General features: G+C 72.5%; 24 protein-coding genes and 1 riboswitch. Of the genes, 17 read left to right on the top strand and 7 right to left on the bottom strand.

What is annotated here, in order from left to right; translation table 11 throughout:
* Nucleotides 1-15: 15 nt before the first annotated feature.
* Entirely contained in the window at nt 16-762 is a 747-nt protein-coding gene (locus R2D22_RS14650; RefSeq protein WP_318103639.1) for an RDD family protein, read from the bottom strand.
* A 280-nt stretch (nt 763-1,042) separates the two neighbouring features.
* Here R2D22_RS14650 and R2D22_RS14645 point away from each other — a divergent pair, with 280 nt between their 5' ends.
* The 6 genes from R2D22_RS14645 (at nt 1,043) to R2D22_RS14620 (ending at nt 5,895) form a co-directional block, all read left to right on the top strand.
* Nucleotides 1,043-1,909: a bifunctional methylenetetrahydrofolate dehydrogenase/methenyltetrahydrofolate cyclohydrolase gene (locus R2D22_RS14645; protein WP_318103638.1), complete on the top strand. Its 867-nt coding sequence runs from the start codon at nt 1,043-1,045 to the stop codon at nt 1,907-1,909.
* Nucleotides 1,910-1,928: 19 nt separating this feature from the next.
* On the top strand, nt 1,929-2,459 hold the full coding sequence (locus tag R2D22_RS14640) for a DUF3017 domain-containing protein (RefSeq protein ID WP_318103636.1): 531 nt from the start codon (nt 1,929-1,931) through the stop codon (nt 2,457-2,459).
* A 256-nt stretch (nt 2,460-2,715) separates the two neighbouring features.
* Nucleotides 2,716-3,789 carry a helix-turn-helix domain-containing protein gene (locus tag R2D22_RS14635; RefSeq protein ID WP_318103635.1) on the top strand — a complete coding sequence of 358 codons (1,074 nt, stop codon included), beginning with the start codon at nt 2,716-2,718 and terminating at the stop codon, nt 3,787-3,789.
* Nucleotides 3,790-4,010: 221 nt separating this feature from the next.
* Entirely contained in the window at nt 4,011-5,000 is a 990-nt protein-coding gene (locus R2D22_RS14630) for a malate dehydrogenase (RefSeq protein WP_318103633.1), read from the top strand.
* 149 nt (nt 5,001-5,149) lie between these two features.
* Complete coding sequence (locus tag R2D22_RS14625; protein WP_318103631.1) at nt 5,150-5,395, top strand: helix-turn-helix transcriptional regulator; 246 nt, start codon at nt 5,150-5,152, stop codon at nt 5,393-5,395.
* Nucleotides 5,395-5,895, top strand: coding sequence for a hypothetical protein (locus tag R2D22_RS14620; protein ID WP_318103630.1), 501 nt, complete (start codon nt 5,395-5,397; stop codon nt 5,893-5,895). Before R2D22_RS14625 ends, R2D22_RS14620 begins: the two co-directional genes overlap by 1 nt.
* 8 nt (nt 5,896-5,903) lie before the next feature.
* Here the strand turns inward: R2D22_RS14620 and R2D22_RS14615 are convergent, their stop codons facing one another.
* Complete coding sequence (locus R2D22_RS14615; RefSeq protein ID WP_318103628.1) at nt 5,904-6,635, bottom strand: isocitrate lyase/PEP mutase family protein; 732 nt, start codon at nt 6,633-6,635, stop codon at nt 5,904-5,906.
* Nucleotides 6,632-7,144, bottom strand: coding sequence for a carboxymuconolactone decarboxylase family protein (locus tag R2D22_RS14610; protein WP_318103626.1), 513 nt, complete (start codon nt 7,142-7,144; stop codon nt 6,632-6,634). Before R2D22_RS14610 ends, R2D22_RS14615 begins: the two co-directional genes overlap by 4 nt.
* Nucleotides 7,145-7,191: 47 nt before the next feature.
* Between R2D22_RS14610 and pdxR the strand changes: the two genes are divergently transcribed.
* Nucleotides 7,192-8,631, top strand: coding sequence for a MocR-like pyridoxine biosynthesis transcription factor PdxR (gene pdxR, locus R2D22_RS14605; RefSeq protein ID WP_318103625.1), 1,440 nt, complete (start codon nt 7,192-7,194; stop codon nt 8,629-8,631).
* A gap of 61 nt (nt 8,632-8,692) precedes the next feature.
* Here pdxR and rocD read toward each other — a convergent pair whose 3' ends face one another.
* Nucleotides 8,693-9,898, bottom strand: coding sequence for an ornithine--oxo-acid transaminase (gene rocD / locus R2D22_RS14600; RefSeq protein ID WP_318103624.1), 1,206 nt, complete (start codon nt 9,896-9,898; stop codon nt 8,693-8,695).
* 107 nt (nt 9,899-10,005) lie between these two features.
* Nucleotides 10,006-10,096, top strand: a riboswitch (ZMP/ZTP riboswitch).
* A 68-nt stretch (nt 10,097-10,164) separates the two neighbouring features.
* Here rocD and R2D22_RS14595 point away from each other — a divergent pair.
* The 3 genes from R2D22_RS14595 to R2D22_RS14585 all read left to right on the top strand — a co-directional run bounded on the left by R2D22_RS14595 (nt 10,165) and on the right by R2D22_RS14585 (nt 13,201).
* Nucleotides 10,165-11,427: a serine hydroxymethyltransferase gene (locus R2D22_RS14595; RefSeq protein ID WP_318103623.1), complete on the top strand. Its 1,263-nt coding sequence runs from the start codon at nt 10,165-10,167 to the stop codon at nt 11,425-11,427.
* A gap of 78 nt (nt 11,428-11,505) precedes the next feature.
* On the top strand, nt 11,506-12,519 hold the full coding sequence (trpS, locus tag R2D22_RS14590; protein ID WP_318103622.1) for a tryptophan--tRNA ligase: 1,014 nt from the start codon (nt 11,506-11,508) through the stop codon (nt 12,517-12,519).
* A gap of 91 nt (nt 12,520-12,610) precedes the next feature.
* Nucleotides 12,611-13,201 carry a 2'-5' RNA ligase family protein gene (locus tag R2D22_RS14585; protein ID WP_318103620.1) on the top strand — a complete coding sequence of 197 codons (591 nt, stop codon included), beginning with the start codon at nt 12,611-12,613 and terminating at the stop codon, nt 13,199-13,201.
* A gap of 58 nt (nt 13,202-13,259) precedes the next feature.
* Here R2D22_RS14585 and R2D22_RS14580 read toward each other — a convergent pair whose 3' ends face one another.
* Together R2D22_RS14580 and R2D22_RS14575 are read right to left on the bottom strand one after the other, a co-directional pair.
* Nucleotides 13,260-14,015 (bottom strand): decaprenylphospho-beta-D-erythro-pentofuranosid-2-ulose 2-reductase, encoded by a 756-nt coding sequence (locus R2D22_RS14580; protein WP_318103619.1) that lies wholly within the window; start codon nt 14,013-14,015, stop codon nt 13,260-13,262.
* 34 nt (nt 14,016-14,049) lie between these two features.
* Nucleotides 14,050-15,414, bottom strand: a complete 1,365-nt coding sequence (locus R2D22_RS14575; RefSeq protein ID WP_318103617.1) for a decaprenylphosphoryl-beta-D-ribose oxidase — start codon at nt 15,412-15,414, stop codon at nt 14,050-14,052.
* A gap of 170 nt (nt 15,415-15,584) precedes the next feature.
* On the opposite strand from R2D22_RS14575, the gene R2D22_RS14570 reads away from it, so the two are divergent.
* The 4 genes from R2D22_RS14570 to R2D22_RS14555 are packed head-to-tail and all read left to right on the top strand — an operon-like array spanning nt 15,585 to nt 18,513.
* Nucleotides 15,585-16,184 carry a phosphatase PAP2 family protein gene (locus R2D22_RS14570; RefSeq protein WP_318103616.1) on the top strand — a complete coding sequence of 200 codons (600 nt, stop codon included), beginning with the start codon at nt 15,585-15,587 and terminating at the stop codon, nt 16,182-16,184.
* Nucleotides 16,177-17,145, top strand: a complete 969-nt coding sequence (locus tag R2D22_RS14565; protein ID WP_318103614.1) for a decaprenyl-phosphate phosphoribosyltransferase — start codon at nt 16,177-16,179, stop codon at nt 17,143-17,145. Before R2D22_RS14570 ends, R2D22_RS14565 begins: the two co-directional genes overlap by 8 nt.
* Nucleotides 17,146-17,152: 7 nt before the next feature.
* Complete coding sequence (locus R2D22_RS14560; protein WP_318103612.1) at nt 17,153-17,590, top strand: GtrA family protein; 438 nt, start codon at nt 17,153-17,155, stop codon at nt 17,588-17,590.
* Complete coding sequence (locus R2D22_RS14555) at nt 17,578-18,513, top strand: YihY/virulence factor BrkB family protein (protein ID WP_318103611.1); 936 nt, start codon at nt 17,578-17,580, stop codon at nt 18,511-18,513. Before R2D22_RS14560 ends, R2D22_RS14555 begins: the two co-directional genes overlap by 13 nt.
* On the opposite strand, the gene R2D22_RS14550 is transcribed toward R2D22_RS14555, so the two are convergent.
* Entirely contained in the window at nt 18,413-19,714 is a 1,302-nt protein-coding gene (locus R2D22_RS14550) for a D-alanyl-D-alanine carboxypeptidase family protein (protein WP_318103610.1), read from the bottom strand. The genes R2D22_RS14555 and R2D22_RS14550 overlap by 101 nt on opposite strands.
* A gap of 109 nt (nt 19,715-19,823) precedes the next feature.
* On the opposite strand from R2D22_RS14550, the gene R2D22_RS14545 reads away from it, so the two are divergent.
* From R2D22_RS14545 to R2D22_RS14535, 3 genes are all read left to right on the top strand, one after another.
* Nucleotides 19,824-20,069 (top strand): SCO4848 family membrane protein, encoded by a 246-nt coding sequence (locus R2D22_RS14545; protein ID WP_318103608.1) that lies wholly within the window; start codon nt 19,824-19,826, stop codon nt 20,067-20,069.
* Nucleotides 20,070-20,081: 12 nt separating this feature from the next.
* Nucleotides 20,082-21,368: a metallophosphoesterase gene (locus tag R2D22_RS14540; RefSeq protein ID WP_411977023.1), complete on the top strand. Its 1,287-nt coding sequence runs from the start codon at nt 20,082-20,084 to the stop codon at nt 21,366-21,368.
* A gap of 225 nt (nt 21,369-21,593) precedes the next feature.
* The gene (locus R2D22_RS14535; RefSeq protein WP_318103607.1) at nt 21,594-23,147 is read left to right on the top strand and encodes an ABC transporter substrate-binding protein; all 1,554 of its coding nucleotides are present in this window, start codon (nt 21,594-21,596) and stop codon (nt 23,145-23,147) included.
* The last annotated feature ends 49 nt before the right edge of the window (nt 23,148-23,196 follow it).

The following is a 23,196-nucleotide window of genomic DNA, read 5'->3' as shown; positions in this document are numbered from 1 at the left end:
GCGCGTGGAGCGGGGTTACTTCTTGATGACGATCGTGCCGGCGGCACGGTCGTGCCAGCCCTGCAGCTTGCCCGAGTTGTCGAAGAACGGCGACACGTAGACGAGCAGCTGGCCGATACCGCAGGCGATGCTGCCGACGATCGGGATGATCCAGCGGATGAAGCCGCCGCCGATGCCCGGGACCTGACCCGTGCTCTCCTTGACGACCCGCAGGCCGAGCGCCATCTTGCCGACGGTGGCGCCGACGAAGGAGACCATCAGCCACTCGTAGAGCAGGCCGATGAGGCCGAAGAGCAGGAAGACGCCGATGAAGCCGGCGAAGACGCCGGTGGCCGCGTCGGTGGCGTCGTTCATGCAGGAGTCGTACGCGGAGGACAGCGGGTCCATCGCGGCGCACTCCTGCGCCTTGCTGTTGATGTCGTCCGCCGCACCGGCCGCGCCCGCGAAGCCGATCGCCGACAGGATGAAGTACACGACGACGTAGATGACCGCGTCGATCAGGCGGGCGCCGAAGCGCGCGCCCATCGTGGCGACCTGGACGGTGCCGAGGACCGGCACGTTGATGTAGCCGTTGTTCGCCTGCAGCGTGCCCGGGGCCTGCGGAGCGGCACCGTACGGCTGCGCCGGCTGCTGCGGGTAGCCGTAGCCCTGCTGGGGCGGCACGCCCGGCTGCTGCGGCTGCTGCTGCGGGTAGCCGTAACCGGGCTGGCCCTGCGGGGGCTGCTGCTGCCCGTACGGGTTGTTCGGGTCGCCGAAGCTCATGTGGGGTCTTTCCTCCGTTGTGCGGGGACGACGCGGCCTGGCGGAGGAAACAGGAAAAACTGATGCGGTTGCGCCCCCCGGCAGTGCCCGCGGCACTGTTCGGCCCCCATCGTCATAAGTGCCGCGTAAGTTTGTCCAGCCGGAATGCAGATGTGTTGCAGGAGTGCAACCGCCGAACCGGTCGTCCCGGGCTCCTCGAACCCCTCCTGGACGCCTTACGGGCGCCCGGCCGCGGCGTCCGGATTGGAACAAGGACGGGGTCATCCGGGAGGATGGCGGCATGAGCGCGCAGATTCTCGACGGCAAGGCCACCGCGGCCGAGATCAAGTCCGATCTGGCCACCCGTGTGGCGGCCCTGAAGGAGCGGGGTGTCACGCCCGGACTCGGCACCATCCTCGTCGGCGACGACCCGGGCAGCCAGAAGTACGTCGCGGGCAAGCACCGCGACTGCGCCGAGGTCGGCCTCGCGTCCATCCAGCGCGAACTGCCCGCCACCGCCACGCAGGAGGAGATCGAGGCGGTCGTCCGCGAGCTGAACGAGGACCCGGCCTGCACCGGTTACATCGTCCAGCTGCCGCTCCCCAAGGGCATCGACGAGAACCGCGTCCTGGAGCTGATGGACCCGGCGAAGGACGCCGACGGTCTGCACCCGACGAACCTGGGCCGGCTGGTGCTCAACGAGCCCGCGCCCCTGCCCTGCACGCCGAACGGCATCATCGCGCTGCTGCGCCGGCACGGCGTGGAGATCAAGGGCGCGGAGGTCGTGGTCGTCGGCCGCGGCGTCACGATCGGCCGCCCGATGCCGCTGCTGCTCACCCGTCGTTCGGAGAACGCGACGGTGACGCAGTGCCACACCGGCACGAAGGACCTGGCCGCGCACCTGCGCCGGGCCGACATCATCATCGCGGCGGCGGGCGTCCCGCACCTGATCAAGCCGGAGGACGTGAAGCCGGGCGCGGCCGTGCTCGACGTCGGCGTCTCGCGCAACGACGAGGGCAAGATCCTCGGCGACGTGGACCCGGGCGTGGCCGAGGTCGCGGCCTGGATCTCCCCGAACCCGGGCGGAGTCGGCCCGATGACGCGCGCGCTGCTGCTCGTGAACGTGGTCGAGGCGGCGGAGCGCGCGGCCGCGGCCGCGGCGCACTGACGTGAAGGGCGCGAGCCCCATGCCGACCGACCGCGACCCGGAGACGCCGGAGACCCCCGAGGCTGCGGAGACCGCTGAGGCTCCGGAGGCTCTGGACGCCGCCGGCGCGGACGCCGAGGGCGACGACGCGGCCGCGGCGCACTCCGCGGCGCACCGGTCGCGTCGGCCGCCTTCCGTCACGCGGGACACCGCGCGGCCCGAGGGCGGTGGCCGGGCCGCGCCCGGCGACGCGCCCGCGCCCGCCCGGCAGTGGCCGCTGCTGACCGTGCTGGGGCTCGCCGCGCTCGGCCTGCTGATCGTGGGGACGGACCCGTTCGCGCAGTCCTTCCGGGTCGGGACGATCCTTGTCGGCGTCGCCCTGCTCACCGGAGCGGTGCTGCGCCGGATCCTGCCGTCCGTGGGCATGCTCGCCGTCCGGTCCCGGTTCACCGACATGGTCACGTACGGGATCATGGGCACGCTCATCGTGCTGCTCGCGCTCATGGTCGAGCCGAACCCGTGGCTGAAGATCCCGTTCCTGGAGGACGCCCTCCACCTGACGATCACGTAGGCGCGAACCGGCCACACGACGAACGGCGCCCGTCCTCTCCCCCGAGGGAGGACGGGCGCCGTTCGCGTTCCAGGGTCATGTACGCGCCAATGTTGGATCAAGGTCCGTAGGCGCCCTGTGGCACGGAGGTGACCATTCCGGTACGTCGGGGCGCGCGCCCGATTCGTATGCACCCGTGCGGACCTGCCCCGGAACTGCCATCCTGCCTCCGAGCATCCTTCTGGGGGAACAAAAGGGGCCGAGGGGGGAACCGCACATGCCTCGTTGGAAGGCACTGCCGGACGAACTGGACCCGCAGATCCGTGAGTTCGCGAGCCAGTTGCGCCGGCTCGTGGACCGCAGCGGACTGAGCGTCTCCGCCGTCGCGGACCGCACGGGCTACAGCAGGACCTCGTGGGAGCGGTACCTGAACGGGCGGCTGCTCGCGCCGAGAGGCGCGGTCGCCGCGCTCGCCGAGGTGACCGGCACCGACATCGACCATCTGACGACCATGTGGGAGCTGGCGGACCGCGCCTGGAGCCGCTCCGAGATGCGCCACGACCGGACGATGGAGGTGCGGCGCGTCTCCCGGGCGAGGGCGGCGCTCGGTACGGCGGAGGAGGCGGGCGCGGGGGCTGCGACCGAGGCCGGGGCGGCCGGGGCCGGTCCACGGGAGCCGGCCCCCGACGAGCCCACGGACCTGCTCCGCGACGAGCCCAGGGATCCGCCCCGCCACCCGCTCCCGGCCGCGCCGCCCGTGCGGCCCCTCGCCCCGCCGCCCGCGCCGCCGCCGGGCTCGCCGCCCGCGCCGCCGGCCCGCGCCGCCGGCGCTCCCGCCGGCGGCCGCGGGCGCCGCCGGGTCCTGACCGCCCTGGCCGCAGGCGTCGGTCTCCTGCTCGTCGCCGTCGCCGTCGTGCTGCTCGTCGATCCGGGCGGCGCGGGCGACGACGGCGACGGGCGGACCGCCCCGCCGTCGAGCCGGGCCCCCACCACCGCCCCCGGTACGCCGCTCCCCGCCGGGGTGAAGTGCGCGGGCGCGGGGTGCGCCGGGCGGGACCCGGAGACCATGGGCTGCGGGGGCGAGTTCGCGACGACCGTCTCCCGGGCGCGGGTCGGCCCCGCCCGGGTGGAGGTCCGGCACAGCGTCACCTGCCGGGCCGCCTGGGCCCGGCTCACCGGTGCGGCGCCGGGCGACACCGTCCGCGTGACCGCGAAGGGCATCGGCGGCCAGGAGGCCCTGGTGGACGCCGACGGAGACGCGTACACGCCCATGGTCGCGGTGGCCGCGGCGGACGACGCGAGGGCCTGCGCGACCCTGAAGGGCGGTGCGGTCGGCTGTACCGGTGGCTGACGCGGAGCACGGCACGGGGGTTCGGGCGCGCCCCGGACGGGTGGCAGTGAGCCGTCCCACAAGGGGGAGGGGGTTCGAGGGGACCGGGGTCGGATAGCCTGACCGCTGGATATCTCTTCACATCGAGACACCGATCGATCGCGTGATCGATCTTCGATCAGAGGAGGCGTCCGGATCAGGGGCAGGGACCCCCACCGCCAGCTGTCTTAACGGAGATCGCCATGACCCGCACTCCCGTGAATGTCACCGTGACCGGCGCCGCCGGTCAGATCGGCTACGCGCTGCTCTTCCGCATCGCCTCGGGCCACCTGCTCGGCGCGGACGTGCCGGTCAAGCTGCGCCTCCTCGAGATCCCGCAGGGCGTCAAGGCCGCCGAGGGCACCGCCATGGAGCTCGACGACTGCGCCTTCCCGCTGCTCAAGGGCATCGACATCTTCGACGACCCGAACCAGGGCTTCGAGGGCGCGAACGTGGCCCTGCTCGTCGGTGCGCGCCCGCGCACCAAGGGCATGGAGCGCGGCGACCTGCTCGCCGCCAACGGCGGCATCTTCAAGCCGCAGGGCAAGGCCATCAACGACCACGCCGCGGACGACATCAAGGTCCTCGTCGTCGGCAACCCGGCCAACACCAACGCCCTGATCGCCCAGGCCGCCGCCCCGGACGTGCCGGCCGAGCGCTTCACCGCGATGACCCGCCTGGACCACAACCGCGCGCTGACGCAGCTGGCCCAGAAGACCGGCGCCTCCGTCGAGGACATCAAGCGCCTCACCATCTGGGGCAACCACTCCGCGACCCAGTACCCGGACATCTTCCACGCGGAGATCGCCGGCAAGAACGCCGCCGAGGTCGTCAACGACGAGCAGTGGCTGGCCGACACGTTCATCCCGACCGTCGCCAAGCGCGGCGCCGCGATCATCGAGGCCCGTGGCGCGTCCTCCGCCGCCTCCGCCGCGAACGCCGCCATCGACCACGTCCACACCTGGGTCAACGGCACCCGTGAGGGTGACTGGACCTCCATGGGCATCCCGTCGGACGGCTCGTACGGCGTCCCGGAGGGCCTGATCTCCTCCTTCCCCGTCACCTGCAAGGACGGCAAGTACGAGATCGTCCAGGGCCTGGACATCAACGAGTTCTCCCGCACCCGCATCGACGCCTCGGTGCGCGAGCTCGCCGAGGAGCGCGACGCGGTCCGCGAGCTCGGCCTGATCTGAGCGTGATCCGGGCCTGAGCCCGAACACCGCCTGCGCCCCACCCCCCGGTCTCCTGAGACCGGGGGGTGGGGCGTTTTGCGGCTGGTGGCGACGAGGTCGACCGCCACTTCATGTTGTGTATCTGCGCTCGGATGTAGTACTTCTTATACATGAGCGAGCAGGTGCACAACAGGCTCTCGGCCGTCCGGGCCGAGCGGAAGGTGTCGCGGCAGGCACTCGCCGAGGCAGTGGGCGTCCACTACCAGACCATCGGCTACATCGAGCGCGGCCAGTACAACCCCAGCCTCGACCTGGCCCTGAAAGTGGCCCGGTTCTTCGAGCTCCCGGTGGAGGCGCTGTTCTCCCTGGAGCCGTTCCAGCCGCTCACCGCAGAGGTCTACGGGAGGAAGCAGTGATGACCGACGCCACGCGCTACGACCGGCGCATGTACGCCGTGATGAACGACCGCAGGGCCCAGTCCCTGTACGCCACGGCGGCCCGCCGCCGCGCGGTCGCCGGGGCGCACATCGCGCTGACGATCGCCGGGATCGCCGCCGCGGTGTTCTGGCCGGGGCTCTGGGGCGGGATCGCTCTCCTCGTCCTCCTGCTGCCGTGGGCGGTCGCCACCGGCGCGATCAACGGGGCCACCCGCGGGCTGTTCGAGCTGCGCGGCCGGATGCTCGACGAGCGGCAGCTCGTCGAGCGGGACCGGGTGCGGTCGATCGCCCACCGCGTCACGGGTGTGCTGCTGGCGGTGGGGACCCTCGTCGCCGTCGTGGCCCCCGGGTCCACCGGCGTACGGCCCGACCGGATGCTCGTTCCGTTGCTGGCGGCCGCCCTGGTGCTGCACTGGCTGACGCCGCTGTGGGTCGCGATGCTGCGGGTCGAGGACGAGCCCGCCGACGACGAGGCCTGACCGTCACATCACGCGCCGCGCAACTCCTCGGCCAGGTCCCGGACATGGCCGAGGGTGCGCTCCAGCAGGCCGCCCCCGAAGGTGATCCGGGTCGCCCCCAGCCGGCCCAGCTCCGCGAACGACGGTCCGCCGGGTCGCGCCAGGACGTTGACCGGCAGGCCGTCGCCGAGCCCGGCCCGCAGCGCCGGCAGGTCCTCCGGCGGACCGACGATCGGATAGACGCAGTCGGCGCCGGCCGCCGCGTACAGCAGGGCCCGCTCCAGCGCCGCGTCGGCCGGGTCGGGTACACCGCGCAGGTAGACGTCCACGCGGGCGTTGACGAAGAGGGCGTCCCCGGCCGCCGCCCGTACCGCGGCCAGCCGGTCGGCGTGCTCGTGCGGGTCCTTCAGGGCGCCGCCGTCCGAGTCCTCCAGGTTCACGCCGGCCGCGCCGGTCTCCAGGACCCGCTCGACGAGCTCCTCCGGGGCGAGCCCGTACCCGCCCTCCACGTCCGCGGTCACCGGGACGGACACCGCGCGGACGATCCGCGCGACCGCCGCGAACATCTCGTCGGCGGGCGTGCTCCCGTCCTCGTACCCCAGCGCGGCGGCGATCCCCGCGCTGGGCGTCGCGAGGGCCGGGAAGCCGGCCGCCTCGAAGGCGCGGGCGCTCGCCGCGTCCCACGGGCCGGGCAGAACCAGCGGGTCGTCCGTTGCACGGCCCAGGTGCAGTTCCCTCAACAGGTGTGCGGCGTCGCTCACTTCTTGTACATCCCCGGGGTGTAGTGACCCGGCACCATGCGGGTCGTGACGGCGATCCGGTTCCAGGCGTTGATCGTGACGATCGCGCCGATCACCCGGGCGAGCTCCGTCTCGTCGAAGTGCTCCGCGGTCCGTGCGTACACCTCGTCCGGGACGAAACCCTCCGTCAGGACAGTGACGGACTCGGTCAGTTCGAGCGCCGCCGCCTCCCGCTCGGTGTAGAAGTGTCGGGACTCCCGCCAGGCCGGGAGCTGGACGATCCGCTCGACGGTCTCCCCCTCGGCGAGCGCGTCCTTGGTGTGCATGTCGATGCAGAACGCGCAGTGGTTGACCTGCGAGGCGCGGATCTTGATCAGGTGGTAGAGCGTCGGGTCGATGTCCTTCGCCGCCGCCCGTTCCAGTCGGAACATCGCCTGGTAGAACTCGGGCGCCGCGTCGGCGAAGCCCATGCGCGGGGCGTGCTCGGGGGCGTATTCGTTCTTCGTGTCGTTCACCGCTGTCGTCGTCATGACCACCACCGTACGGAGCCGATGGCACACCGGTATGGTCCATTCACATGGCGAGTGACTGGGCCACTTTCGGGGCCGACCTCCACCTTGACCTGCACGGTACGACCGGACTGCGGACCGGCCTGATGGACGCGCTGCGCGACGCGGTGCGCACCGGCAGACTCGCGCCCGACACCCGGCTGCCGTCCTCCCGGCAGCTCGCATCCGACCTCGGGATCGCCCGGAACACCGTCGCCGACGCGTACGCCGACCTCGTCGCCGAGGGCTGGCTCACCGCGCGCCAGGGATCCGGCACCCGGGTCGCCCGGCGGGCCGAGCCGCGCCGCGCCGGGCCCGGCGCCGCGGCCCCGGCCGGCGCGCGCCGCCGGCGGCCGGGCGGGCCCGCGCACGACCTCACGCCCGGGACCCCCGACCTCGCCTCGTTCCCGCGCGCCGAGTGGCTCAAGGCGGCCCGCCGCGCGCTGACCGCCGCGCCGAACGAGGCCTTCGGGTACGGCGATCCGCGCGGCCGCGTCGAACTGCGCACCGCGCTCGCCGAGTACCTCGCACGGGCCCGCGGCGTGTACGCGAGCCCCGAACGGATCGTGGTCTGCTCCGGCTTCGCGCACGGACTGATGCTGCTCGGGAAGGTGCTGCGGGCGCGGAAGGTCCGGGAGATCGCGGTCGAGTCGTACGGGCTCGACGTGCACTGGGACCTGCTGACCGGCGCGGGACTGCGGCTGCCCGCCCTCGGCTCCGACGAACGGGGCACGCGGACCGGGGAGTTGGCGTCGCTGAAAGGCGTCGGAGCGGTGCTGATGACACCGGCCCACCAGTTCCCGCTCGGCGGGGCGCTGCACCCCGACCGGCGCGCGGCGGCGGTCGACTGGGCCCGCACGACCGGCGGGCTGGTCCTGGAGGACGACTACGACGGCGAGTTCCGCTACGACCGCCAGCAGGTGGGCGCCCTGCAGGGACTCGACCCGGAGCGGGTCGTCTACCTGGGCACGGCGAGCAAGTCGCTCGCCCCGGCGCTCCGGCTGGCCTGGATGGTCCTGCCTGAGGCGCTGGTCGGCGAGGTCGCTGCGGCCAAGGGCCCGGTCGACTGGCACTGCGGCGCCCTCGACCAGCTGACCTTCGCGGACTTCCTCGCCTCGGGGGCGTACGACCGGCACGTACGCGCGATGCGGCTGCGCTACCGGCGGCGGCGCGACCAGCTGGTGGCGGCGCTGGCCGAGCGGGCCCCGGACATCCGCGTGAGCGGCATCGCGGCCGGCCTGCACGCCGTGCTCCCGCTCCCGCCGGGCACCGAGCGGGCGGTGCTGCGCGCGGCGGCGTGGCAGGGCCTCTCGGTGCTCGGCGTCGACGCCTTCCGCCACCCCTCGACCCCGCACACCATGGACGGCCTGGTCGTCGGCTACGCCACCCCGACGGACAGCGCCTGGCCGGGCGCGCTGGAGGCACTGTGCCGGGTGCTGCCGGGGGAGTCGGGAGAGTCGGGGGAGTGACGGGCCGGGCGCCGTCCAGGAACCACGGCACCCGCCCCGCCCCGCTGCTCCCGACCGGACGTCAGTCCGACAGCACCGCCCGCAGCTGCTCCAGACCCCAGTCCAGGTCCTCCTTGCCGATCACCAGCGGCGGCGCGAGCCGGATCGTCGAGCCGTGGGTGTCCTTCACCAGGACGCCCCGCTCCATCAGCTTCTCCGAGATCTCCCGCCCGGTGCCGCGCGACGGGACGATGTCCACGCCCGCCCACAGCCCGCGACCGCGGACCGCCTCCACCGCGCCGCCGCCCACCAGCAGGTTCAGCTCGGCGTGCAGGTGCTCGCCCAGCTCCGCCGCGCGCTGCTGGTACTCGCCGGTGCGCAGCATCGCGATCACCTCCAGGGCCACCGCGCAGGCCAGCGGGTTCCCGCCGAACGTCGAGCCGTGCTCGCCCGGTGCGAAGACCCCGAGCACGTCCCGGTCCGCGACCACCGCCGAGACCGGCACGACGCCGCCGCCCAGCGCCTTCCCCAGGATGTACACGTCGGGCACGACGTCCTCGTGCTCGCACGCGAAGGTCCGCCCGGTACGGCCCAGACCCGACTGGATCTCGTCCGCCATGAACAGCACGTTCTTCCGGCGGGTCAGCTCCCGCACCCCGCGCAGATAGCCGGCCGGCGGCACCAGCACCCCGGCCTCGCCCTGGATCGGTTCGAGCAGCACGGCGACCGTGTGGGCGGTGACCGCGTTCGCCATCGCCGTCAGATCGCCGTACGGGACGATCTCGAAGCCCGGCGTGTACGGGCCGTAGTGGTCGCGCGCCTCGTGGTCCGTCGAGAAGCTCACGATCGTCGTCGTGCGGCCGTGGAAGTTGTTCGCCGCGACCACGATCTTCGCGTGCCCGTCTGGCACGCCCTTCACCTCGTAGCCCCACTTCCGGGCGGTCTTCACGGCCGTCTCGACCGCCTCCGCCCCGGTGTTCATCGGCAGCACCATCTCCTTGCCGCACAGCTCGGCCAGGCGCGTGCAGAACTCGGCGAACCGGTCGTGGTGGAACGCCCGCGAGGTGAGCGTCACCCGCTCCAGCTGCGCGCGCGCCGCGTCCAGCAGTCGCCGGTTGCCGTGCCCGAAGTTCAGCGCCGAGTACCCGGCGAGCATGTCGAGATAGCGGCGGCCCTCGACATCGGTCATCCACGCGCCTTCGGCCGTGGCGACGACCACGGGCAGCGGGTGGTAGTTGTGCGCGCTGTGCGCCTCCGCGGAAGCGATCGCGTCTTGCGTCCTCGACACGGGATCTCCGTTCGTCCTGCGGCCAGGGGCGGGTGTGAGCCCTGTTTCTATCGTCGCTCGGATGCTGGACGAAGAAACCTCGGTGACGGCGCGCCCGCTAGTCTGGAAACACGCACGGCGACTGGCGTACGGGGAAGCGACCCCGGGGGAGCCGTGCGCGGCAGACCGCACGAGGTGCCGCTCGCCTGGGCATCACGGGAGACCCGTCCCGTGTGGTGCCGCGAGCGCAGCGCCCCGGGATCCGCCGAACCGCCCGGAGGCACGCCATGACCACGCCCCATCCCGCACTCGCCGTCACCGACCCCGAACTCGCCGCCCTCGTCGGCGCCGAGGAACGGCTCCAGGCCGAGACGCTCCGGCTCATCCCCAGCGAGAACTACGTCTCCCAGGCCGTCCTGGAGGCGTCCGGGACCGTCCTGCAGAACAAGTACAGCGAGGGCTACCCCGGCCGCCGCTACTACGAGGGCCAGCAGAACATCGACCAGGTCGAGTCGCTGGCGATCGAGCGCGCCAGGAGCCTCTTCGGCGTCGACCACGCCAACGTCCAGCCCTACTCCGGCTCCCCGGCCAACCTCGCCGTCTACCTCGCCTTCGCCGAGCCCGGCGACACGGTCATGGGCATGGCCCTGCCGATGGGCGGCCACCTCACCCACGGCTGGGGCGTCTCCGCGACCGGCAAGTGGTTCCGGGGCGTGCAGTACGGCGTACGCCAGGACAACGGGCTCATCGACTTCGACCAGGTCCGCGAACTCGCCATGAAGGAACGCCCGAAGGTGATCTTCTGCGGCGGCACCGCGCTGCCCCGCACCATCGACTTCGCGGCCTTCGGCGAGATCGCCCAGGAGGCGGGCGCGGTCCTCGTCGCCGACGTCGCGCACATCGCCGGCCTGATCGCGGGCGGCGCCCACCCGTCGCCGGTGCCGTACGCCGACGTCATCTCGACGACCACCCACAAGACCCTGCGCGGCCCGCGCGGCGCCATGCTGATGTGCCGCGAGGAGCACGCCAAGGCCGTCGACAAGGCCGTCTTCCCGGGCCTCCAGGGAGGCCCGCACAACCAGACCACCGCCGCGATCGCGGTCGCCCTGCGCGAGGCGGCCCAGCCGTCCTTCCGGGCCTACGCCGAGGCCGTCGTCGCCAACGCCAAGGCCCTCGCCGAGGCGCTGCTCGCCCGCGGCTTCGACCTGGTCTCCGGCGGCACCGACAACCACCTGATCCTGATGGACCTCACGCCCAAGGAGGTCCCGGGCAAGGTCGCCGCGAAGGCGCTCGACCGGGCCGGGATCGTCGTGAACTACAACACGGTGCCGTACGACCCGCGCAAGCCCTTCGACCCGTCCGGCGTCCGCATCGGCACCCCGTCGCTGACCTCCCGCGGCCTGGGCACCGAGCACATGGCGCAGGTCGCCGAGTGGATCGACCGCGGCGTCGCCGCCGCGGCAACCGGCGACGAGGCCGCGCTGACCGCGATCCGCGCCGAGGTCGCCGAGCTGATGGCCGCCTACCCGGCCCCCGGTCTGCCGGTCTGATCACCGGGCCCGGGCGGACGTGCGTGCGTCCGCCCGGGTCTGTCCGGAGCGCGTCCCGCACCTGAGAGAATGATGAGCATGGCCTCTGACAGTCCTCGCGTGCTCTCCGGAATCCAGCCCACCGCAGGCTCGTTCCACCTCGGCAACTATCTCGGCGCGGTCCGCCAGTGGGTCGCCCTGCAGGAGACCCACGACGCCTTCTACATGGTCGTCGACCTGCATGCGATCACCGTTCCGCAGGACCCCGCGGAGCTGCGCGCCAACACCCGGCTGGCCGCGGCCCAGCTGCTGGCCGCCGGTCTCGACCCGGAACGCTGCACGCTCTTCGTCCAGAGCCACGTCCCCGAGCACGCGCAGCTCGCCTGGGTGATGAACTGCCTCACCGGCTTCGGCGAGGCCTCCCGCATGACGCAGTTCAAGGACAAGTCCGCCAAGCAGGGCGCCGACCGGGCGACCGTCGGCCTCTTCACGTACCCGATCCTCCAGGTCGCGGACATCCTGCTGTACCAGGCCAACGAGGTCCCGGTCGGCGAGGACCAGCGCCAGCACATCGAGCTGACCCGCGACCTCGCGGAGCGCTTCAACGGCCGCTTCGGGGACACGTTCACGATCCCGGCGCCGTACATCCTCAAGGAGACGGCGAAGATCTACGACCTCCAGGACCCGACGATCAAGATGAGCAAGTCGGCGTCCACGCCGAAGGGTCTGATCAACCTCCTCGACGAGCCGAAGACGACCGCGAAGAAGGTCAAGAGCGCGGTCACCGACACCGACACCGTGATCCGCTTCGACGCGGAGAACAAGCCGGGCGTCTCCAACCTGCTCAGCATCATGTCCACGCTCACCGGCACCGGGATCCCCGAGCTGGAGAAGAGCTACGAGGGCAAGATGTACGGCGCGCTGAAGACCGACCTCGCCGAGGTGATGGTGGACTTCGTCACTCCGTTCCGCAGCCGGACCCAGGAATACCTGGACGACCCGGAGACGCTGGACGCGGTCCTGGCCAAGGGAGCGGAGAAGGCCCGGGCGGTCGCCGCGGAGACGCTGGCGCAGACCTACGAGCGGGTGGGCTTCCTGCCCGCCAAGCACTGAGTCCAAGGACCCTGGCCCAGAGGGGGGTGCAGGCCGCACACTGGCGGCTGCACCACCGCACACCATTCGACCGACGACGGAGGAGAACGACGTGGGGACCGTAACGCTCGGCGTTTCGATCGCGGTCCCGGAGCCCTACGGCAGCCTGCTCCAGGAGCGGCGCGCGGGCTTCGGGGATCCCGCCGCGCACGGCATCCCCACGCACGTCACCCTCGTCCCGCCGACCGAGGCCGACCCCGAGCGGCTGCCCGCGATCGAGGCGCACCTCGCCGAGGTCGCGGCGGCCGCGCGGCCCTTCCCGATGCGGCTCAGCGGCACCGGAACGTTCCGTCCGCTGTCCCCGGTGGTCTTCGTCCGGCTCGCCGAGGGCACGTCCGCGTGCTCCTGGCTGCAGGAGCGGGCCCGTGACGCGTCCGGTCCGCTGGTGCGCGAGCTGCAGTTCCCGTACCACCCGCACGTCACCGTCGCGCACGGCATCTCCGAGGAGGCGATGGACCGGGCGTACGCGGAGCTGGCCGACTTCGAGGCGGCCTGGACCTGCGCGTCCTTCGCCCTGTACGAGCAGGGGCCGGACGGGGTCTGGCGCAAGCTGCGGGTGTACGAGTTCGGTGCCGGCCCCACCGCGCCGGCCGTCCCCGCGCAGAGCTCCCCGGTCGACGAGCCGGCCCCGACGCAGGCGTAGGCCCCCGGCCCAGGCCCGGGGCCCAGGGTTCGGGGCCCGACGTCCCGGGCCCGGCGGCTCACAGCGGCAGGCGGCGGAACAGCGGCCGCGGCACGTGCCGCAGCGCCGACATCACCACGCGCAGCGCCCCCGGCACCCACACCGTCTCGGCGCGCCGCCGAAGGCCCAGCTCGACCGCCAGGGCGACCGCCTCCGGGGTCGTCGCCAGCGGCGCCTCCGCGAGCCCCCGCGTCATCTTCGTCCGCACGAACCCCGGCCGGACCACCATCACGTGCACCCCGGTGCCGTGCAGCGCGTCCCCGAGGCCCTGCGCGAAGGCGTCCAGGCCGGCCTTCGACGAGCCGTAGATGAAGTTCGCCCGCCGGGCCCGCTCGCCGGCCACCGACGACAGCACGACCAGCGAGCCGTGCCCCTGCGACTGCAGCGCCTTCGCGCACACCAGTCCGGCGGAGACCGCGCCCGTGTAGTTGGTCTGCGCGACCCGGACGGCGGCGAGCGGCTCGTCCTCGTCGTGGGTCTGGTCGCCGAGGACACCGAAGGCGAGCAGCACCATGTCGATGTCCCCCTCCGTGAACAGCTTGCCGAGCCGCTCCTCGTGGGACGCGGTGTCCAGTGCGTCGAAGGGGACGGTGTGCACCTCCGCGCCGAGGTCGCGCAGCGACTGCGCGGCGGCGGTCAGCGCGGGGGAGGGCCGGCCGGCCAGCCAGACCGTACGGGTGCGGCGGGCGACGAGTCGGCGGGCGGTGGCCAGCCCGATCTCGGACGTGCCGCCGAGCACGAGCAGGGACTGCGGCGCACCGAAGGCGTCCTTCATGGGTTCACGCTCCTCAGAGGGGTCGCCGGGGCCGTCACAGGCCCAGGCGGCGGGACAGGTCCGACCTGAAGACGGACCGCGGGTCCAGCTCCGCACGCAGGGCGCGGAAGTCGGCGAGCCGGGGGTACATCGCGGCCAGCAGCTCGGGCCGCATCCGGGAGTCCTTCGCCAGGTACACCCGGCCGCCCGCCGACGCGACCACCTCGTCGAGCTCGTCGAGGAACACGCCGAGTCCGCTGAGGTTCGCCGGGATGTCGAGGGCGAGCGTCCAGCCGGGCATCGGGAACGACAGCCAGCCCGGGTCGCCCTCGCCGAACCGCTTCAGCACGGCGAGGAACGACGGGCAGCCGCGGCGCGCGATCCGCCGTACCACCTGGCGCAGGGCGTCCTCCTGCCCGTACCCGACGACGAACTGGTACTGGACGAAGCCGCTGCGGCCGTAGACCCGGTTCCAGTGCGGGACGCCGTCGAGCGGGTGGAAGAAGGCGGAGAGCCGCTGGAGCCGGCCGGTCGAGCGGCGCGGGGCCTTGCGGTACCAGAGCTCGTTGAACAGGCCGACCGTGGTGCGTCCGAGCAGCCCCTCGGGGACGTACGCCGGCGCGGCGGGAAGCTGCCCGGGCCGGAAGGCGAGCGGCGCGCGGCGGGCGCGGCGCGGCAGCGCGTCGTACGCGGCGTGGTCGCCGCGGGTGAGGACGGCCCGGCCGGTCGCGGCGCCGCGGGCGAGCAGGTCGATCCAGGCGACCGAGTAGCGGTACCGGTGGTCGGTGGCGGTGAGCCGGGTCATCAGGTCGTCGAGGTCGGTCGCCCGCTCGGTGTCGACGGACATCAGCGAGGTCTCGACCGGCAGCAGTTCGATCGTCGCGGACAGGATCACGCCGGTCAGGCCCATGCCGCCGGCGGTCGCGTCGAACAGCTCGGTGCCACGGGCCGCCGAGCGGACGCCACCGTCGGCGGTGAGCAGCCGCAGTGAGGTGACATGGCGGGAGAAGGAGCCCGAGACATGATGGTTCTTGCCGTGGATGTCCGCGCCGATCGCACCGCCGACGGTGACGTAGCGGGTCCCGGGGGTGACGGGCACGAACCAGCCGAGCGGCAGCAGGACCTCCATCAGCCGGTGCAGGCTGACGCCGGCGTCGCAGACCACGATGCCCCGGGTCGTGTCGATGGAGCGGATCCGGTCCAGGCCGGTCATGTCGAGGACCACGCCGCCGGCGTTCTGCGCGGCGTCCCCGTACGCGCGGCCCAGGCCGCGGGCGATCGAGCCGCGCGGTCCGCAGGAGCGGACCGTGGCTGCGGCCTCCTCGTACGAGCGGGGTCGGATCACACACGCGAGCGTCGGGGCGGTACGGCCCCAGCCGGTCATCGGTACGACGTCGGGGAAGTCGGTCGGGGCAGCCATGCCCGTGACCGTATCGCCCTACCTGTGAGGTTTGCGTGGTTTGTCACGAGGCTCGCCGAAATGGGTGATAAAACGAGTGTCAGGAAAGATTGCCGTGCCGTTCGGCGCCTCCTCGCGTCAGAGTCGCCCCCGGGCCGTTGAGAACCCGGAAGGCAGGGGAGGCAGGGCGGATGCGATACGGGGACTGTGCCGGCGCCGAGCGGCGACTGCTGGCCGTACTGCGCGGCTGCGGCCGTCGGCCGGCCGTGGCCGCGACGGCCAGGCTGCTGTCGTTCAGCGGCGAACACGCCGCGGTGTGGCTCGCCGCCGGACTCGCCGGCGCCGCCGCCGACCCGGACCGGCGCGCGCAGTGGCTGCGCGGCGCGGCCCTGATCGGCACGGCGCACCTGGCGAGCGTCGCCGTCAAGCGGGTGGTGCGCCGCCCACGGCCCGGACACGAGGAGTTCGCCCCACTGGTGCGCACCGCGGGCCGGCACTCCTTCCCCAGCTCGCACGCCACCTCCGCCGCCGCGGCCGCCGTCGCCTTCGGCGTCCTCCGCCCCGCCGCCCGCCACGCGGCAGCCTCCGCCGCGGCCGCGATGTGCCTGTCCCGGCTCGTCGCCGGCGTCCACTACCCGACGGACGTCGCGGCCGGCGCACTCCTCGGCGCGACGACGGCGACCCTGGGCCGCAACTGGCTACGGTCCGGCCCCGGGGCCACACGGCCGGGCCGCCCGGTCGCTGCCGCCGGACAGGCCCCGTTCCCCCGGACCTGGAGCGCCCGTGTCTGAACGTGCCGTCGGGACCGCCGTCCTGGAGAAACCCGGCCCCGCACCCCTCCCGCCCCGGCCCCGCGGGCCGCGGGCCGCGCTCGCGGTGCCGCTGGGGCTGGTGCGGACCGCCCGGCCGCGCCAATGGGTCAAGAACGTGCTCGTCGTCGCCGCGCCCGCCGCCGCCGGACGGCTCGGCTCCTGGGACGCGGCCGGCCGACTCGCCCTCGTCTTCGGCCTGTTCACCGCCGCAGCCGCCGCCGTCTACCTGGTCAACGACGCCCGCGACGCCCCCGCCGACCGCGCCCACCCCGTCAAACGCCGCCGCCCGGTGGCCGCCGGAACCGTCCCCGTACCCGTCGCGTACGCGGCCGGCACCGCCCTCGGACTCGGCGCCGCCGCTGCCGGCGCGGCACTGTGCAACCCCATGACGGCCGCGCTGCTCGCCGCGTACCTGCTCATGCAACTCGCCTACTGCGTCCGCCTCAAGCACGTCCTCGTCGTCGACCTCGCCGTCGTCACCACCGGCTTCCTCATGCGCGCCATGATCGGCGGGGTCGCCCTCGGCATCCCGCTGTCCCGCTGGTTCCTGATCACCACCGGCTTCGGCGCGCTGTTCATGGTCGCCGCGAAGCGGTACTCCGAGGCCCTCCGGATGGAGGGCGCGCACGGCGCGACCCGCGCGCTGCTCACCCAGTACACCCCCGGCTACCTGCGCTTCGTCTGGCAGTTGGCGGCCGGCGTCGCCGTCCTCGGCTACTGCCTGTGGGCCCTGGAGAGCGGCGGCGTCGCGGCCGGCGCGCTGCTGCCCTGGCGCCAGCTCTCCATGATCGCGTTCATCCTGGCGGTGCTGCGGTACGCCGTCTTCGCCGACCGCGGCGCCGCCGGTGAACCCGAGGACGTCGTGCTCGGCGACCGCCCGCTCGCCGTGATCGGCCTCGTGTGGGCGGCGATGTACGGGATGGCGGTCACAGACCTGTGAGGCGCCCGTGAGGCGCGAACTCGCCGGATTCGCCGCCGTCGGACTCGCCGCGTACGCCGCCGACCTCGTGCTCTTCGCCCTCCTCCGCGGCCCCTCCGGGCTCGGCCCGATCGCCGCGAAGTGCCTGTCCTTCCTGGCCGGCTGCACCGTCGCGTACCTGGGCAACGCGCTCGGCACGTACCGCCGCCGCACCGTGGGCCTGCGCGAGTACACCGTCTTCTTCACCGTCAACATCGCGGGCGCGGCGGTGCAGTTGGCCTGCCTGGGCGTCTCCCACTACGGCCTCGGACTCACCTCCGCCCGCGCCGACACCGTCTCCGGGCTCGGCATCGGGATGCTGCTCGCCACCTGTCTGCGCTTCTGGGGCACCCGGACACTTGTCTTCGGACCGGACCACCGGTCGACCGGACGATCAAGGGGTACGGGTACCACATGGACTGGCTGACCAAGCTCCCCGTCATCGGCCCCGCCGCCGAGCGGCTCATGCGCACGCACGCCTGGCGCTCGTACGAGACCCTCGACGCGGCCCACTGGACCCGCCTCGCCGCCGCGATCACCTTCATCAGCTTCATCGCGATCTTCCCGCTGATCACCGTCGCCGCAGCGATCGGCGCGGCCCTTCTCAGCGACGAACAACTCGACAAGATCGAGGAGAAGATCGCCGACCAGGTCCCCGGCATCTCCGACCAGCTCGACATCGGCGGCCTCGTCGCCAACGCTGGCACGATCGGCCTCGTCGCCGGCGTCGTGCTGCTGTTCGCCGGCATCAGCTGGATCGGCAACATGCGCGAGTGCCTGCGCGCCGTGTGGGGCCTCGACGAGACGGACGAGGGCAACCCGATCCGCCGCAAGGCCCTGGACGCCGTCGTCCTGCTCGGCCTCGGCGGCGTCGGCCTGTGCTCCCTGGCCGCCTCCTGGCTCGGCTCCACCGCCGTCGGCTGGACCACCGACCGGCTCGGCATCTCCCACGAGGGCGCCGGCGGCGTCCTCATCCAGATCGCCGCGGTCCTCGTCGCCGCCGCCGCCGACTTCCTGATCCTGCTCTACGTCCTCACCCTCCTCCCCGGCGTCCACCCCCCACGCCGCCGGCTGCTCGTCGCGGCGCTGATCGGCGCGATCGGCTTCGAGGCCCTGAAGCTGCTCCTGGGCGGCTACATGCGCGGAGTCGCGGCGAAGTCGATGTACGGCGCCTTCGGCGTCCCGGTGGCCCTGCTCCTGTGGATCAACCTCACCGCGAAACTCCTGCTGTTCTGCGCGGCCTGGACGTCTACGGGTTCACGTCCGGATCCGGACCCTGATCCGAGCCCCGCATCGAGCCCTGAGGGTGACGGCGGCGGACCAGCTCGGGCAGGGGCCAGCGGCGGTTGACCAGGTAGCCGGCAGCGGCCAGCAGGACCAGCGCGCCGCCCGCGACGGCCAGGGCGGTGCCGACGCCGCCGGGCTTGTCCGATCCGGCCGAGGCACGGACCGTGTCGCTCTGCTTGTTCTTTCCAGGGGCGGGCGCGGTGCCGTCGGTGGAGGAGTCGGTGCGGGCGGACTTCGGCGGGACCAGCTGGCCGACCGGGGTCACCTTGCCGGCCGCCGCGAAGCCCCAGTCGAACAGCCGCTGGGTCTCCTTGTAGACGGCGTGCGACTCGGTCCCGGCCGGGTTCATCACCGTCACCAGGAGCACCTTGCCGTTCCGTTCGGCGACACCCGTGAAGGTCGACCCGGCGTGCGTGGTGTTGCCGTTCTTGACGCCGGCGATGCCCTTGTACGGGGCGATGCCGTAGTCACCGGTCAGCAGCCGGTTGGTGTTCTGGATCTCGAAGGTCTCGCGCTTCTTGCCCTTCTTCTGCTCGCCGGGGAACTTTGCCCGGGCGGTCGCGCAGTACTCCCGGAACTCGGCCTTCTGCATGCCGCTGCGGGCGATCAGCGTGAGGTCGTACGCGGACGAGACCTGGCCGGGCGCGTCGTAGCCGTCCGGCGAGACGACGTACGTGTCGAGCGCCTGCAGCTCGGCGGCGTGCGCGTTCATGTCCTTCACGGTCTGCGGGACGCCGCCGTTCATCGCCGCCAGCACGTGCACCGCGTCGTTGCCGGAGCGCAGGAACACGCCCAGCCACAGGTCGTGCACCGAGTAGCTCTGCTTCTCCTTGATGCCGACCAGGCTCGACCCCTCGCCGACGCCCTTCAGGTCCTCGGGCGTGACGAGGTGGGCCTGCTCCTTGGGGAACTTCGGCAGCAAGGTGTCCGCGAACAGCATCTTCAGGGTGGACGCGGGCGCCAGCCGCCAGTGCGCGTTGTGCGAGGCCAGCACGTCACCCGACTCGGCGTCCGCCACGATCCACGACCGGCCCGACAGCTGCTTCGGCAGCACCGGCGCGCCCGCCCCGAGCTGCACCTGCGTCCCCGGCCGGCCCAGCAGCGACCCGCCGACGGTGGACATCACCGCGGGTGGCTTGGGCTGTTTGTCCTTCGTGTCCGCCACTGGTCGCGCGAGCGCGGGGGCGGCCGTGAGGAGCGGAAGGAGGGCGGCGACGGCGGTAGCCGTGGTGACCGTCAGAGCGGCCTTCTTCGAAGCAGACACGGACGAGAACGTACACGCGGACCTCGTCATTCCGTACCCCGCAAGGACCGTCCGCCCCAGCCGGCCACCCGGACGTGGCCGCCGTGGGGCCGCCGGTGATACTGGGGCCATGAAGCTCAGCCGGTCCGTCTCCTGGTTCCTGCTCGCGTTCGGCGTGTGGAGCTGGTTCATCTGGATCACTTTCGCTAAGAACCTGTGGAACGACGGGAGCGGTCTCGCGTTCGACGACGCGGGCGAACCGACGGCGTACTTCTGGGTTCATCTACTGCTCGCCATCACGTCCTTTGTCCTGGGGACGGTGATCGGCGTGATCGGGTTGCGTGGCGTGCGCGCGTCGCGTCGCGAACAGGGTTAGGGGATCCGGGCCGTGCTGCTCGTACTGCTGGTGATGATCGTGGTCGTGGCCCTGCTGGTCGGGGTTCACTGGTACGTGTGGCGGCGCCTGGTCCGGGATGTGACGCTTCCGGGCGGGCTCGCGCGGCGGATCGGGACCGTGGCCGCTGTCGCGCTGCCGGTGCTGTCCGTGGCGGCGCTCGTGTCGGGGCGCGCGGGCGCGCCGTTCTGGCTCCAGCAGGCGGTCGCCTGGCCCGGGTACCTGTGGCTGGCGGTGCTGCTGTACGTGACGCTGGCGCTGCTCGTCGGCGAGCTGGTCCGGCCCGTGCTGCGGCGGGTCCTGAGGAAGCGTGAGGCGGCCCCGGTGGCCGCGCCGGAGCCGGAGGCCGTGGCCGTCGGTGTGCCGCGGGCCGCGGGCCCGGAGGGCGGCGCGCTGCTGACCGAGGAGGAGGCGCCGGGCGAGGCTCCTGCCGCGGGGGCCACTCCGACCGGGGACTTCTCGCGGCGGCTGTTCGTGTCCCGGGTGGTCGGTGGGGCCGCGGCCGCCGCGGCCGTGGGGACCGTCGGGTACGGCACGTACGGCGTGCTGCGCGGGCCGAGCATCAAGCGGGTGACCGTGCCGCTGGCCAAGCTGCCGCGGGCGGTCCACGGCTACCGGATCGCGGTGGTCTCCGACATCCACCTCGGGCCGACTCTCGGCCGCGCCCACACCGAGCGGATCGTGCACGCGATCAACTCCACCCAGCCCGACCTGATCGCGGTGGTGGGCGACCTCGTCGACGGCACCGTCGAGAACCTCGGCCCGGCCGCCGAGCCGCTCGCGCGGCTCCGGGCCCGGCACGGTTCGTTCTTCGTGACGGGCAACCACGAGTACTTCTCCGGCGCGGACGCCTGGGTGGACCACGTCCGCGAGCTCGGCCTGCACCCGCTGCGGAACGCGCGCGTCGAGATCGACGGCTTCGACCTCGCGGGCGTCGACGACGTGGCCGGCGAGAGCGAGGGCCAGGGCCCGGACTTCGTCCGCGCGCTCGGCGACCGAGACCGGTCCCGCGCCGCCGTTCTGCTCGCGCACCAGCCGGTGGTCATCCACGACGCGGTCGAGCACGGTGTCGACCTCCAGTTGTCCGGCCACACCCACGGCGGCCAGCTCTGGCCCGGCAACCTCATCGCGGACCGGGCCAATCCGACCCTCGCCGGTCTCGAGCGGTACGGCGACACCCAGCTGTACGTGTCGCGCGGTGCGGGCGCCTGGGGTCCGCCGGTGCGGGTCGGGGCGCCCTCCGACATCACCGTCGTACAGCTCGCGTCGAAGCGGGCCTGAGCCGGCGGGCGGTCGGGCGAGGCGCCCTGACTTGCCCCGGAGTGACCGATTGCGAAGTGACCGATACGTACGGTTCAGCCCCGCGAATCTCATATCCCGGACATATGCGTGTGTGGTGAAGGTTTCCTCTTCCGCTTGTGAAACCGGTGTGATGGGATGAGCGCCATCGCGATCGGATAGGGGCCGTCGCGACAGGGGTGGGCTCGAAATAAAGGAAACACGGCAATGCAGTCGGTCCGTCTGCGGATCCTCATCACGTGTGGCGTCCTGGTGGCCGCCGGATTCGGAGGATGGCAGCTGCTGCCGTCCGACGAGGTCAGGAAGGATCCGATCACCGTCGGCACGACCGACGAAGTGACCTCACTGGACCCGGCCGGGGCGTACGACGCCGGCTCGTGGGCCATGTACAGCAACGTCTTCCAGTCGCTGTTGACGTTCAGCCCGGGCTCCACCACGCCGGTGCCGGACGCGGCGCGCAGCTGCAAGTTCGTCGGGATGAAGCTGCAGACGTACCAGTGCGAACTGCGGGACGATCTGACGTTCTCCAACGGGCGGAAGATCACCGGCGAGGACGTCAAGTACTCGTTCGAGCGGATGCTCGGCATCAAGACGGACGTCGGTCCGCAGCCGCTGTTCCCGACGCTGAAGTCGGTCGTCGCCGAGGGGCAGACGGTCACCTTCAACCTGAGCAGCCGCGACGCGACGTTCCCGCAGAAGCTCGCGACGGGCGCCGGTTCGATCGTGGACCGGACCCAGTACCCGTCGAAGTCGCTGCGCGAGGACGTCCGGGTGGACGGCTCGGGCCCGTACGTGCTCAAGGAGTACAAGCCGGGCGTCAGCGCCAGGCTGGAGCCGAACCCGAAGTACAAGGGCGCGATCAACCGGACCGGCGGCGCCGTGGTGATCAAGTACTTCAAGGAGTCGGAGCAGCTCGCGGAGGCGTGGGAGACCAAGAAGGTCGACGTGACGCACCGGCAGCTGCCGCCGCAGATGGTGTCGACGCTGGACGACACGAAGGGCGACATCCGGCTCACCGAGGCGGACAGCCCGGAGATCCGGAACCTGAACTTCAACGTGCGCTCGGGCTCGGTGATGTCCGACAAGGCGGTCCGGCGGGCCGTAGCGGCGGTCGTGGACCGGCCGGCGGTCGTCACGAACGTCTTCCACGGCACGGTCGCGCCGCTGTACTCGCTGCTCCCGCAGGGCTTCACCGGTCACAGCACGGCGTTCTTCGACGCGTACCCGAAGCCGGACGCGAAGGAGGCGGAGCGGATCCTGAAGGACGCGGACGTCAAGACGCCGGTCGCGTTCACCCTCGGTTTCCGCAAGGACGCCACGTACGCGGCCGAGGCCGCCGAGCTGAAGCGTCAGCTGGAGGCGACCAAGCTGTTCGAGGTGAAGGTCGTGCAGGCGGACTGGCAGAACTTCCAGAAGGGGTACGCGTCCGGTGCCTACGACGCGTACACGGTCGGCTGGCTGCCCGACTTCCCGGACTCCGACAGCTTCACCGCCCCGCTGGTCGGCACCGACAACACGCTGCACAACGGCTTCTCCAGCCGGCGCATCGACCAGCTGATCTCCTCCACCCAGCAGTACGGCGACCGGGGCCGCGCGGCCGGGGACTTCAAGGAGATCCAGCGCGAGGTGGCCAAGGACGTCCCGCTGGTCCCGCTGTGGCAGAAGAAGGACTACGTCCTGTCGACCCAGGCGGTCGGCGGCTCGCAGTACCTCTCGGACGGCACGGGCATCTGGCGCCTGTGGGAACTGGGCTGGATCTAGCCCTCCGACGGCTCCGGCCCCTGGCCGGGGCCGGTCCTGGGCCGGAGCC

Source organism: Streptomyces sp. HUAS YS2 (genome assembly GCF_033343995.1).
In the GTDB taxonomy this organism is placed as follows: domain Bacteria; phylum Actinomycetota; class Actinomycetes; order Streptomycetales; family Streptomycetaceae; genus Streptomyces; species Streptomyces solicathayae.
Note: the sequence above shows the minus strand (reverse complement) of the source record. Positions and strands in the feature narration are given on the sequence as shown.